Here is a 12,362-nt window from a genome sequence, read left to right as displayed (position 1 = left end):
CCAGGTCCCTTCTTCCCCACGCCGCCGGCGCGTAGTGTGGGCGCCGTGCCGGAAACCCTGACCAGCTGGCTCCTCGCGTCCGATCCCGCCCTGAAATGGCAGGTCGAGCGGGACATGGCCCACGAGCCGCCGGACGTCTGGGAGGCCACCCGGGAGCGCGTCGCGACCGAGGGCTTCGGCGCACGGCTTCTGGCCCTCCAGGACCCGGACGGGCAGTGGGCCGGCGGCGCATTCTTCCCCGCGCACTTCGACTTCGCCGGCCCCGAGGCGGCCGACGGCGCCGGCCAGCCGTGGACCGCCACGACCTGGACCCTCACGACGCTGCGCACCTGGGGACTGCCCGCCAGCGCACTCACGGGGACGGCGCAGAAGCTGGCCGCGAGCAGCCATTGGGAGTACGATCCGACACTGCCCTACTGGGGCGGCGAGGTCGACGCATGCATCAACGCGGCAACCCTCGCCAACGGCGCATGGCTCGGCGCGGACGTCTCAGGACTCGCCCAGTGGTTCGTGGACCACCAGATGGCAGAGGGCGGCTGGAACTGCGAGTGGGTCAACGGTTCTGTGCGCTCGTCCTTCAACTCGACCCTGAACTCGCTGCAGGCCATCCTCTCCTACGAGAAGGCCGGCGGAGACGGGACGGCCGGCACGGACGCGCTCCGGGCCGCCCGCAAGGCCGGCGAGGAGTACCTCCTCACCCGCGGGGCGCTGCGCCGGAAGACCACCGGCGAGCTGGTCCAGCCCTGGTTCGGCGTGCTCGCCTACCCGTTCCGCTGGCACTACACCGCGCTGCGCGCCCTCGACTACTTCCGCGAGGCCGCGCTCCACGACGGCGCGGCTCCGGACCCGCGGCTGGCTGAGGCCGTCGGGATGGTGCGGTACAAGCGGCGCGAGGACGGGACGTGGCTTCAGGAGCACCGCTTCCCCGGCCGGGTCTGGTTCGACGTCGACGTGCCGCCCGGCGAGCGCTCGAAGTGGCTCACCTTCCACGCGCATCGCGCCCTGGACTGGTGGGACTCTGCCGAGAGCCCCTGAACCCGGCTACTTGCGCCGGCCGAACTTCGGCAGATTCGCCATGATCTCGGTGGCGCGGGCACCGACCCGCGCCGCCGTGCGCTCGACAGTCCGCTGGAGCTGGGCCGGCCGGCTCGTGTCCTCCTGCTCGCCCTTGCCGTCGAGACGCACGACGCCGGCCGGAACCAGCGCGAGCTCCTCGCCGGAGTCGGCGGCCGCCTCTGGAGTGGCCTCGGGGACGGGCTCCGGCACTGCGGGGGCAGCAGCGGGCGGTGCGGCGTCCGCCGGGGTCGGGGACGGCGCCGTCGTGCGCGGTTCTTCTTGGGCGAGCCCGGCGAGCCACCCGCCCACCTCTGCGAGGGGCTCGACCCGGAGTGCGTAGAACCGTTTCTGGCCCTGGGCGCGCGTGGTCACGAGCCCGGCGTCGCGCAGGACCTTGAGGTGCTTGGACACCGTGGGCTGGCTCGCGGAGAGGGCCTCGACGAGCTCGCCCACCGCCTTGTCGCCGGAGCGCAGCGCCTGGAGGATGTCCCTCCGGGTGCGGTCCGCGATGACGGCGAAGATGTCAGTCAGCATGCCTCCAGACTACCCACCTCAGTCGAACCAGGGGTCGAGCCCGTGGAGCGGGAAGACCTCCTTGCGGGTGGCCATGACGGCCCGGTCCACCGGATCGTTGGGGTTGAAGCCGATCTCCCACGAGCGCCACCAGAGGTCCGCGTCCTCGCCCATGAGGGCGGGCGCGTCCTTCCCGTACTCGTCCCGCACGTAGTCGCGCCACGGCTGGGGTGTGGGCGTGTGGAGGCTGACCGGATGGCCCGCCGAGACGCCCACGAGGTGGGCCCACGCCCGCGGGACCACTTGGACCACCTCGTACCCGCCGCCGCCCGTCGCGATCCAGCGGCCCTCGCAGAACCTCCTCGCGAGCGCGGAGATGGACAGCGCCACCTCTCGCTGGGCGTCGACGGTGACCTTGAGGTTGGTCAGGGGGTCGAGGTGGTGCGCGTCGCAGCCGTGCTGGCTCACGATCACCTCGGGGCGGAAGGCCTCGACGAGCTGGGGCACCACAGCGTGGAAGGCCCGCAGCCAGCCCGCGTCCCTCGTGCCGGCCGGGAGGGCCACGTTCACGGCCGTCCCCTCCGCTCCCTGCCCGCCGACCTCGGTGGGGAAGCCCGTACCGGGGAAGAGCGTGAGGCCGCTCTCGTGGAGGGAGATCGTCATGACGCGCGGCTCGTCCCAGAAGATCTGCTCGGTGCCGTCGCCGTGGTGGGCGTCCGTGTCGATGTAGACCACGCGGGCAACCCCGCGGTCAAGGAGCCGCTGGATGCCGGCGGCGGCGTCGTTGTAGATGCAGAATCCGCTGCCGTGGTCCGCGGCGGCGTGGTGCATCCCCCCGGCGAAGTTCACCGCGTGCACGGCGGTGCCGGCGAGGATCGCCTCCACGGCCGCGAGGGAGCCGCCCACGAGACGCGCGCTCGCCTCGTGCATGCCCGCGAACGCGGGGTCGTCCTCGGTGCCCAGTCCGCGCGCGGGGTCCGGTTCGTCGGGGTTCTCGCTCACGCGGCGCACCGCCGCGATGTAGTCGCGCGTATGGACGGTGGCCAGCTCGTCGTCGGTGGCCACGTGGGGCTCGACGAGGGTGACAGGCTCCAGGGAGAAGAGTCCCAGCTGTTCGCACAGCCTCGCCGTCAGATCGAGCCTCGCCGGGCTCATGGGGTGGTGTTCGCCGAAGTTGTAGTCGAGCATCGACTCACCCCAGGCCACGACGGTCGGGTACTCGACCCGGCGGATCGCGCTGGCAGGGCCGCCGGACTGCTGCGCTGCACCCTCGGACATGTGGCCTAGGCTACCGGACCCTCACCGCGGTGCGGTCCTCGGGCCCTGGTTGGTGGTTTACTGTGACACGAAGCCGCCCGGCACCGCGGGGCAGCCCGGACAAACAGGACACTCTCTCCATGGCCCAGACCAAGCCGACATGGCAGCCCGCGCCCGAGCGCGAGGGCCTCGGTCCCCTGACCGGCCTCCGGGACTTCATCGACCGACTTGCCGTCTCGTCTCCGGCCCGGCTGGCCGTCCTCACGTTCTCCCTCGTGATCGTGGTCTTCTCCTTCCTGCTCTCGCTGCCGGTCTCCTCAGCGGACGGGAAGGTCACGCCCCTCCACGAGGCCGTGTTCACTGCAGCCTCTGCGGTGTGCGTGACGGGTCTGACCGTAGTCTCGACGGCGACGCACTGGACGTTCTTCGGCCAGCTCGTGATCCTCGCCGGAGTCTTCGTCGGCGGACTCGGGACGCTCACCATCGCCTCGCTCCTGACGCTCATGGTGAGCCGCCGCCTCGGCCTGCGCAGCAAGCTCATCGCACAGGAGGCACTGAACAATTCGAGCAGGCTCGGCGAGGTCGGCGAACTCCTGCGCGTAGTCATCCTGACCTCTGCGGTCATCGAGGGCTCCCTCGCCGTCGTGCTCACCGGCCGGTTCCTCACCCTCGGCGAGGGCTGGTGGCAGTCCCTCTGGCACGGCATCTTCTATGCGATTTCCTCCTTCAACAACGCGGGGTTCACGCCGCACTCGGACGGGATCATCCCCTACGAGGAGGACCTGTGGATCCTCGTGCCCATCGCCGTGGGGGCCTTCGTGGGCTCCCTCGGCTTCCCCGTGATCCTCGGGCTCCGGCAGGGCGGCCTCAGGTGGTCGAGGTGGAGCCTGCACGTCAAGCTCACCATCCTGGTGTCCTCAATCCTCGTGGTCGTCGGGGGCGTCCTGTGGGGGTGGATGGAGTGGGACAACCCGCGCACGATCGGGACGATGAACGTCGGGGACAAGATGATCCATGCGGTCTTCGCGTCCATCATGACCCGCTCCTGCGGGTTCAACCTCGTGGACCAGAACCACATGGAAGGCACCACCCAGATCCTCACGGATGCCCTCATGTTCGTGGGCGGAGGCTCGGCCTCGACCGCGGGCGGCATCAAGGTCACCACGCTCGCCGTGCTGTTCCTCGCGATCCTCGCGGAGGGCCGCGGCGATCCGGATGTGAAGGCCTTCGGAAGGACCATCCCGGACGGCGCCCTGCGAGTCGCGATCTCCGTGATCGTGGCGGGAGCGACCCTCGTGCTCGTGGGCTGCTTCCTGATGTCCGCCATCACCTCCCAGCCGCTCGACCGCGTCCTGTTCGAGGTGCTCTCCGCCTTCGCGACCGTCGGCCTGAGCTCGGGCCTGAGCGCCGAGTCTCCCCCCGCCGCCATGTACGTCCTGACCGTGCTCATGTTCGCCGGACGCGTCGGGACCATCACCCTGGCATCGGGTCTCTCCGTGCGCCAGCGCATCCAGCTGTACCACTATCCGGAAGAGAGGCCGATCATTGGCTAATCCCACACCCAGCGGGGCCAGCCGGCGTCCCAACCCCAGCGCACCGGTCCTCGTGATCGGGCTCGGCCGCTTCGGAGCGGCCACCGCCGAGCAGCTCGTGAAGCAGGGCCGGGAGGTCCTCGCGATCGAGCGCGACATGGACCTCGTCCAGAAGTGGTCCGGCACCCTGACTCATGTCGCCCAGGCCGACGCCACGAACATCGAGGCGCTCCGGCAGCTCGGGGCCCAGGAATTCCAGTCCGCCGTGGTAGGTGTCGGGACGTCGATCGAGTCCTCCGTGCTCATCACCGCGAACCTCGTGGACCTCGGCATCGAGCAGACGTGGGTCAAGGCGATCACGCCGTCCCACGGGAAGATCCTCTCCCGCATCGGCGCGCACCACGTGATCTACCCCGAGGCGGACGCCGGCGTCCGCGCGGCGCACCTGGTCTCCGGGCGCATGCTGGACTTCATCGAGTTCGACGACGACTTCGCCATCGTCAAGATGTACCCGCCCAAGGAGACCCAGGGGTTCACGCTGGCCGAGTCTGCCGTCCGCTCCAAGTACGGCGTGACGATCGTGGGGGTGAAGAGCCCCGGGGAGGACTTCACCTACGCGCAGCCGCACACGAAGGTCTCCAGCCGCGACATGCTCATCGTGTCCGGCCACGTGGACCTGCTGGAGCGCTTCGCCGCCAGACCGTAAGGCTCCCTCCGGGTCCCTCCCGCCGGGAAGACTCAGAGCCGGCGCAGCGCGGCGTCGAGCATCTCCTCCGTGAGGCGCCGAGTGGAGGTGTTGTGGGGGCTCACGTGGTAGCTGCCGACGAGGCGCACCGCCCCGCCCTCGGGGAGGCCGAGGAACGCCTCGGCCGCGTGCCCGAACACGGGCTTGGGCCGCGGCACGGCCCACCCGAGCCGGCGGCCGGCGGCGAGCACCGCGTTCCAAGCCACACCGCCGAGGGCGAGGACTGCCTCGAGGCCCGTGGCCGCGGCCGCGGTCAGGGCCAGGTCCCGGTCGAGCCACTGCCCGCACGTGGCGAGCTCGGCAGGCGTCGGGCGGTTCTCGGGAGGCGCACAGCGCACTGACGCCACGATGCGGATCCCCCTCAGCACCATGCCGTCGCCAGCCGCCACAGAGGTGGGCTGGTTCGCGTAGCCCGTGCGGTGCAGCGCGGCGTAGAGCCAGTCGCCGGAGCGGTCGCCGGTGAACATGCGTCCGGTCCGGTTGGTCCCGTTGGCGGCGGGGGCGAGCCCGACGATAAGCCTGGACGCCGCCGGGTCTCCGAAGGAGGGGCCCGGGCGCCCCCAGTAGGGCTGGTCTGCGAAGGAGGCCCGCCGGCCACCCGTGGCCACCCCTTCACGCCACGCGACGAGCCTCGGGCACGCGCGGCACACGGAGCTCAGTGCGTCGACCTCCTGCACGGTCGCCGCGGCGGCCGCGAGCCGGGCGACCTCCACTGCGGTGCGCGCCACGGGAGTCGCGGCCGTCGCCGGGTCACCGGGCCAGCCGGTCCCCGGGGGTACCGGAGAGTCGAACAGCTCTCCCGTGACGGGGTGCGGCTCGGCGTGCATGCCACCACCGTAGGCGAGCGCCTCGCACGACGGCGAGCGCTCGCCGTCGTCCGTCACGTCGCCTCAAGGAATACGCGGCGCGGTACTGCTGGTTGCGGGTGGCATGACAACGATCGGAATCATCGGAGCAGGACGCATCGGCAGCCAGATCGCGCGGAAGGCCGTCGAGGTCGGCTATGACGTCGTGATCAGCAATTCCCGCGGACCGGAGACCCTCGCAGGACTCGTCGCCGAACTCGGTCCGCGGGCCAGGGCCGCGAGCGCGGACGAGGCCGCCACGGCCGGGGACTTCGCGGTCGTCACGATCCCCCTCAAGAACCTCGAGCAGGTCCCGGTCGAGCCGCTCGCGGGCAAGATCGTGATCGACACGAACAACTACTACTGGGAGCGCGACGGGCACATTGCCGTCCTCGACGAAGGGCGGGCCACCACGTCCGGGCTCCTCCAGGAGCACCTGCCGACGTCCAAGGTCGCCAAGGGCTTCAACCACATCCGCTACACGGACATCACGACCGACGGCCAACCCGCTGGCACCCCTGGCCGCCGTGCCCTCGCTACCGCGAGCGACTTCCCCGAGGCCGCTGATCTTGTGAGGCGCCTCTACGACGAGTTCGGCTTCGACACGGTCAACGTCGGGCCGCTCGCGGAGAGCTGGCGGGTCGAGCGCGACCGCCCCGCATACGCCGCGGGCCGCCAGACCGCGGAGGAGCTCACCGCGAACCTCGCCGAGGCGCCGCGCACTATCTGAGGTGCGCGCCGTCGTGCGATGACGCCCACAGGGCAGCCAGTGATGCCGCGACGCGGTCGGGCTCGACGCGGTGCGGAGGGTCGAAGTGATGGCGTCCGGGGAACACCTCGAGCCGGAACCTCGGGAACACGCCCGAGAGCCTCTCGGCGACCTCGCCATAGTCGTCGGGGTTGGAGAGGGCACCGAGCGCGAAGTAGACGGGCCTGTCGAAGCGGGCGAGCGCGTCGCGGTCGAGGTCGTAGGTGGCGAACGTGGTCAGGAAGGCGCGGATGCCGGCGGGACGCAGCACCATCCATGGCGGCTGCTCGCCGCCCGGCACCGGCAGGCCCGCCGTGACGCCGGAGCGGACGCCGAGCCGGACGAATTGCGCCATGAACTTCTCCGGCGGCAGCCCGTCGAGTTCGCGGTACCGCTCCCACAGGGCGCGGTGTGCGGGGCTCCACCCCCAGCTGCCGGCCCATGCGGGCTCGAGCAGCGCGAGCGATTCGAGCATCTCGGGGTGTTTCGCGGCGAAGGCGAGAGCCGAGGCGCCGCCGCCCGAGTAGCCGACGAGGTGGAACGTGTCCCATCCGAGCTCGCGGGCAGCGCGCGCAACGCCGGCCACCTCCGTGTCGAGCGAATAGTCCACAGGCGGAGTGGGGCCTGCATACACCTCGAGGTCCTTGGCCGCGGCGTGGACCTCGTCGCCGAGCCGCGCATGCAGGGCGGCGATGAGCGCGGCATAAGCGGGGGCGGCGGGCAGGACGCTTCCGGGAAGGAGGATGGCGCAGTATGTGGCTGGGGTGGTGTCCATGCGGCCATGGTGCGCCCGCAGACGCAGGCCGCGCATCGCGCGTTCGCGCCATCAGTGTTCGGGCACCGACTTCAGGCATCGATGCGGCCCTGTACGCCCGGCACGGCGGAGCGCGATGATCGACGCATGGCCGGATCGCTGCGGCTGGCCGAACTCATCGCCGCGATGTCCCTCGCGACGGACCTCGGCATGGGCCAGCCACTCGAGCAGGGCCTGCGGACATGCCTCACCGCGCTCGAGCTCGCGGACGTCGCCGGGGTGGAGCAGGACAGCCGCGGAGAGGTCTACTACACCGCGCTGCTGCGTTTCCTCGGGTGCACAGCGGACGCCCACGAAGCGGCCGCGCTCGCCGGCGGCGACGACGTCGCGCTCCGTGCGGCCATCGCCCCGGTCTTGGGAGGGGCGCCCGGGGAGTTCCTGAAGGCCGTGGTGCCCGCCTTGGCAGCGGGACAGTCGGCAGCAACGCGGCTCCGGACGACGGCGGTGTTCCTGTCCGCCGGGCGTGCGCGCCTGCGCGACGGTGTGCGTGCCCATTGCGAGGCGGCGGAGATGCTCGCGGCCCGGCTCGGACTCCCCGAGACGATCCGGCGATCTTTGGCCGCAAGCTTCGAGACATGGGACGGACACGGCTTCCCGGACGGACTCTCCGGTGAGGCCATTCCCCTTCCGGCGCGCATCGTCTTCCTCGCGCGGGACATCGAGGTGATCGCGAGGCTCCGCGGCGCGGAGGCCGTGCGGGCGGCGCTTCGCGACCGCGCAGGACACTCGCTCGACCCTGCCCTGGCGGCGGCAGCCATGCACTCACTCGACCGGCTGCTCGACGCTGCCCGCACCGAGAGGCCGTGGGACGAGGCCCTGGGCCTCGAGCCACACCCGGTCGCGGAGATCCCTCCCCAGCGCGTCGACGAGGTGCTCGAGGTGTTCGCCGACTTCGCCGACCTCAAGTGGCCCGCCCGGGCGGGCTTCTCGCGGGACGTCGCGGCACTCGCGTCCTCCGCCGCCCCTGACCACGCCGAGCGGCTGCGCCGCGCAGGGCTCGTCCAGGACCTCGGGCGCGTCGCCGTTCCGGGTAGCCTCGAGGGCTCGCCCGCCGACGACGAGCGACTTCGGCTGCACCCGTACTACAGCGAGCGGATCATCGCCCGGGCCCCCGCCGTAGCCCCGCTCGCGCGTCTTGCGGGGATGCACCACGAGCGGCTCGACGGATCCGGGTACTACCGCGGTGCCGCCGGCCCCGAGCTGCCGTGGGAGGCCCGCGTGCTCGCCGCGGCGGACGCCTTCCGCGAACTCCTCGTCGCGGCAGCAGGACGGCCGGCTCCCCTCGCACGGGCGGCGGACGCCCTGACCCTGCAGGCGCCGCAGAAGCTGGATCGCGACGCGGTCGACGCCGTCCTCGCCGCCGCGGGACTGCGCGACCGGCGTTCGCACCCGGCCTGGCCGAACGGCCTCACAGAGCGGGAGGTCGAGGTCCTGCGGCTCATCTGCCGCGGAGCCACGAAGAAGGACGTCGCGGAGTCGCTGGCGATCTCGCCGAACACCGCCGACCACCACGTGAGGCACATCTACACGAAGATCGGCGTGTCCTCCCGGGCCGCCGCCACGCTCTTCGCGGTCGAGCACGACCTCCTCTGACCTCCACGCTGCCCTGCGGCGAGGAGGCGCCTCGGCGTCCACGCGCACGACGGCGAGCAGTCGCCGTCGTGCGCGGTTCTCGCGGTCGGCCCGAGTCGCCTCAGGCGCCCTCGCGGGCTGCATCGAGCTCGCGGGTAATCTGCTCGGAACGCGCGAGAGCCGCCCGGGCGCCGTCGGCGATGATCGCCGGCAGGCCGCGCTCGTCGAAGACGCGGATGGCCTGCTCGGTGGTGCCCTTGGGGCTCGTGACGGCCTTGCGCAGGGCGACGGGATCGGCGCCGGGCTCGTCGAGCATGTACCCCGCACCGACCACCGTCTCGCGCGCGAGGCGCAGGGCAAGGCCAGCGTCCAGCCCGAGGGCCTCGCCGGCCTTCGCCATGGCCTCGGCGAGGTAGAACGCGTACGCGGGCCCGGAACCGCTGATGGCGCTCGCCGCGGCGATCTGCGCCTCCGGCACCTCGACCACGAGGCCGAGCCCGGAGAACATCTTCTGGACCTTGGCCACGTGCTCTCGGGTGGCGTGGGTGCCGGCGGAGAGGGCCACCACGCCCTTGCCCAGCCGTGCGGGAGTGTTGGGCATCGTGCGGATCACGGGCTGGCCCTCCGGAAGCTCGCGCTCGAGCTGCTCGATCGAGACGGCCGCCGCGACGCTGACCACCACGGTGCTGGGTGAGAGCACGGGGGCGATCTCACGGGCCACGGCGGCCACGCCGACGGGCTTGACCCCGATGACCACGGTCGCGGCCCCGCGTGCCGCCTGCGCGTTCGAGTCTTCCTCCTCATCCCACGCCATGACCGCGACGCCGTACCGCGAGGCGATCTCGCTGGCGCTCTCGCGGCGCCGGACCGTCGCCACGATGTCCGTCTTCGGGAAGCCGGCTGCCAGGAGGCCGCCCATGATGGCCCCGTTCATGGAGCCCGTGCCGAGGAATGCGATCTGCTTGCTCATGCACTCCATCCTGCCAGCCGAGCACCGGCGCCGCACTCAGGACCGCCCACCGAGGGACCGGCATTCCCAGCGTTTTCCCATGCTGATACCGGGGTTCTCACAAAGTCGATCCGTAGAGTCATTACTACCTCACAGGGTGCGAGTGATGGGGCGGTCAGTCTCCCCCCAAGACTGACCGCCAGGCACTGGCAGTTCGGATGTATGGTCCCCTAACCTTCCCCGAACTGCCAGTGCCGAACTCATTTAAGGCCCGTACCGGAATCGTTTGAGGCCAGCACCGGACTCCTCTGAGGCCAGTACCGGACTCGTTTGAGGCCAGCCCCGAACCCGTCTACGAGGTGGGCACACTCAGGCGGCTCGGACGCGGGCCCGGGCTCGGGCCCCGGGCGGCGGGAGAGTACGCCCGGACCCGCCTCTCAGATCCCGCGGCCTGCGCCTCTAGATCGTGCGCCGGCGCCTCTAGATTCCACCGCCTGCGTCGAGCTCCGCCCGCTGTCCGAGGTGCGTGCGCGCAAACTCGAGGGTCTCGGCCAGCATGCGTTCCCTCTCGCCCGTGACCTTCGCCTTGCGCGTGCTGATCTCGGCGACCACCGCGCCCTCGAACCCGCTCTCCGCAAGGTGGGCGAGGCACTCCGCAACCTGCTGCGTCCCCTGCCCCGGGAGCAGGTGCTCGTCGCGGAACGATCGCCCCGAGCCGTCCGTGAGGTGGACATGGCGCAGCGTGCTGCCGAGGGCACGGATGGCCGCAAGGCTGTTCTCCCTCGCGGTGGCGGCATGGGAGAAGTCCCACGTGACGTCCGCATACCCCTGGCCCACCGGGTCCCAGTGCGGGAGGTAGGCGAGGGTTTCGCGGCCACGGACCCTCCACGGATACATGTTCTCCACCGCGATGCGCACGCCGTACGCGCCCGCCAGATCGCGCACCCCGTGGGCAAACGTCTCGGCGTAGTTGCCCTGCCACCGGAACGGAGGATGCACCACAACGGTGTCGCAGCCGACCTCGACCGCCATCCTGCAGGACTGGCTGATCTTGTTCCACGGCGAGCCCCAGACCTGCTGCGTGAGCAGGAGCGTCGGGGCATGGATGGAGACGATCGGCTGGTCGTAGCGCTCGGCAAGGTGTCGGAGCTCGTCCGGCTTCTGGCTCGTCGAGTTGTTGGTGACCATCACCTCGACGCCGTCGTAGCCGAGGTCCGCGGCGACCGCGAAGGCGTCATGGACGCTGAGCGGGTAGACGGATGCGCTCGAGAGCGCCACGGGAATCGGCTGCTGGTCGTCGTCGCTCATACGCGTGCCCTCGAGGGATGGAGGCGAGCGGCACGGAGCCGCTCGCTCTGGATGGGTCCGATGTGGTCCGGCGGACCGAGCGGTCCGTCGAAGACTAGCTGGTCGAGGCGCCGGAGGATGAGTCCCTCCCGGAGCGCCCACGGGCAGATCTCGAGCTCCTCGATCTCGAAGAGCTCCATCGCGGCCTCCGCCGCAAGGGCGCCCGCGAGGAGCTGGCGCGCCCGGGCTTCTGAGACGCCCGGCAGGTGCACCCGGTCCGAGGCCGCCATCGCGGACATCCGCTGCGCCCACAGCCCGAGGTCGGTGCGCTGGAGCACGCGGCGCACGTAGGGGCCGGCGCCGGACGGCGCGGCGCCGGCGATGCGGGCGAGAGAGCGGAACGTCTTCGATGTCCCGGCCACCAGATTGGGCCGGTCGAGCTTGTCGAAGCCCTTCATCACGGGCCTGAGCGTGTCGCGGATGTACTTGCGCAGGTCCTTGATGCTCTTGGCGGTCGGCGGGTCCTCTGGGAGCCAGTCCCGCGTGAGCCTCTGGGCGCCCAGGGGCACGGAGACGGCATGGGCCGGCAGGGAATCATGGCCCATGGCGAGCTCGAACGAGCCGCCGCCGATGTCCAGGTCCAAGATCATCCCGGCCCCCCAGCCGAACCAGCGCCGCACTGCGAAGAAGGTCATTGCGGCCTCTTCGGCGCCCGTGAGCTCCTGCAGGGTCACGCCCGCCTCGGCCTGGACCCGGTGCAGGACGGCCTCGCCGTTGGCCGCCTCGCGGATGGCAGACGTGCAGAAGGCCAGCACGTCCTCGGCGCTGTGGCGGTCGGCGAATGCCCAGGCCTCCTGGACGAAGCCGATAAGCTCCGTCTGGCCCCGCTCGCTGATGCCGCCGTCCTCCTCGAGGTACTTCACGAGGGACAGTGGGCGCTTGTGCGAGGCATAGGCGACCGGCTGGGCACCGGGGTGGGCGTCCACCAGGAGCAGGTGCACGGTGTTCGAGCCGATGTCGAGGACGCCTAGCCGCATGAGCCCA

Annotated in this window: 12 protein-coding genes; 5 read left to right on the top strand and 7 right to left on the bottom strand. The window is 71.3% G+C overall.

The features are described 5' to 3' along the window. The first annotated feature begins 36 nt into the window (after positions 1 to 36). Positions 37 to 1,035 (top strand): squalene cyclase, encoded by a 999-nt coding sequence (locus tag IE231_RS11035; protein ID WP_229866721.1) that lies wholly within the window; start codon positions 37 to 39, stop codon positions 1,033 to 1,035. Between the two features lie 6 nt (positions 1,036 to 1,041). On the opposite strand, the gene IE231_RS11030 is transcribed toward IE231_RS11035, so the two are convergent. Further along, positions 1,042 to 1,590 carry an ArsR/SmtB family transcription factor gene (locus IE231_RS11030; protein ID WP_189694010.1) on the bottom strand — a complete coding sequence of 183 codons (549 nt, stop codon included), beginning with the start codon at positions 1,588 to 1,590 and terminating at the stop codon, positions 1,042 to 1,044. Between the two features lie 18 nt (positions 1,591 to 1,608). Further along, positions 1,609 to 2,757 carry an acetoin utilization protein AcuC gene (locus tag IE231_RS11025; protein WP_189694075.1) on the bottom strand — a complete coding sequence of 383 codons (1,149 nt, stop codon included), beginning with the start codon at positions 2,755 to 2,757 and terminating at the stop codon, positions 1,609 to 1,611. 209 nt (positions 2,758 to 2,966) lie between these two features. Between IE231_RS11025 and IE231_RS11020 the strand changes: the two genes are divergently transcribed. Together IE231_RS11020 and IE231_RS11015 are read left to right on the top strand one after the other, a co-directional pair. Continuing rightward, positions 2,967 to 4,379 (top strand): TrkH family potassium uptake protein, encoded by a 1,413-nt coding sequence (locus tag IE231_RS11020; RefSeq protein WP_189694009.1) that lies wholly within the window; start codon positions 2,967 to 2,969, stop codon positions 4,377 to 4,379. After that, a complete protein-coding gene (locus IE231_RS11015; RefSeq protein ID WP_189694008.1) occupies positions 4,372 to 5,064 on the top strand; it encodes a potassium channel family protein in 693 nt (230 codons plus the stop codon). The genes IE231_RS11020 and IE231_RS11015 overlap by 8 nt, the downstream gene beginning before the upstream one ends. Before the next feature lie 32 nt (positions 5,065 to 5,096). Here the strand turns inward: IE231_RS11015 and IE231_RS11010 are convergent, their stop codons facing one another. Continuing rightward, on the bottom strand, positions 5,097 to 5,930 hold the full coding sequence (locus tag IE231_RS11010) for a uracil-DNA glycosylase (RefSeq protein ID WP_189694074.1): 834 nt from the start codon (positions 5,928 to 5,930) through the stop codon (positions 5,097 to 5,099). A 103-nt stretch (positions 5,931 to 6,033) separates the two neighbouring features. On the opposite strand from IE231_RS11010, the gene IE231_RS11005 reads away from it, so the two are divergent. Next, positions 6,034 to 6,678, top strand: a complete 645-nt coding sequence (locus IE231_RS11005) for an NADPH-dependent F420 reductase (RefSeq protein ID WP_189694007.1) — start codon at positions 6,034 to 6,036, stop codon at positions 6,676 to 6,678. Here IE231_RS11005 and IE231_RS11000 read toward each other — a convergent pair. Continuing rightward, on the bottom strand, positions 6,671 to 7,471 hold the full coding sequence (locus tag IE231_RS11000) for an alpha/beta fold hydrolase (RefSeq protein ID WP_189694006.1): 801 nt from the start codon (positions 7,469 to 7,471) through the stop codon (positions 6,671 to 6,673). The two genes, IE231_RS11005 and IE231_RS11000, sit on opposite strands and share 8 nt — an antisense overlap. Positions 7,472 to 7,597: 126 nt before the next feature. On the opposite strand from IE231_RS11000, the gene IE231_RS18470 reads away from it, so the two are divergent. Next, positions 7,598 to 9,103, top strand: coding sequence for an HD domain-containing phosphohydrolase (locus tag IE231_RS18470; RefSeq protein ID WP_189694005.1), 1,506 nt, complete (start codon positions 7,598 to 7,600; stop codon positions 9,101 to 9,103). A 100-nt stretch (positions 9,104 to 9,203) separates the two neighbouring features. Here IE231_RS18470 and proC read toward each other — a convergent pair whose 3' ends face one another. The 3 genes from proC to IE231_RS10980 all read right to left on the bottom strand — a co-directional run bounded on the left by proC (position 9,204) and on the right by IE231_RS10980 (position 12,355). Then, a complete protein-coding gene (proC, locus tag IE231_RS10990; RefSeq protein ID WP_189694004.1) occupies positions 9,204 to 10,052 on the bottom strand; it encodes a pyrroline-5-carboxylate reductase in 849 nt (282 codons plus the stop codon). 459 nt (positions 10,053 to 10,511) lie between these two features. After that, positions 10,512 to 11,339 (bottom strand): sugar phosphate isomerase/epimerase family protein, encoded by an 828-nt coding sequence (locus IE231_RS10985; RefSeq protein WP_189694003.1) that lies wholly within the window; start codon positions 11,337 to 11,339, stop codon positions 10,512 to 10,514. Then, complete coding sequence (locus IE231_RS10980) at positions 11,336 to 12,355, bottom strand: Ppx/GppA phosphatase family protein (protein ID WP_189694002.1); 1,020 nt, start codon at positions 12,353 to 12,355, stop codon at positions 11,336 to 11,338. The genes IE231_RS10985 and IE231_RS10980 overlap by 4 nt, the downstream gene beginning before the upstream one ends. Positions 12,356 to 12,362: the final 7 nt, after the last annotated feature.

This window comes from Sinomonas cellulolyticus, from assembly GCF_014656475.1.
GTDB lineage: Bacteria > Actinomycetota > Actinomycetes > Actinomycetales > Micrococcaceae > Sinomonas > Sinomonas cellulolyticus.
Note: the sequence above shows the minus strand (reverse complement) of the source record. Positions and strands in the feature narration are given on the sequence as shown.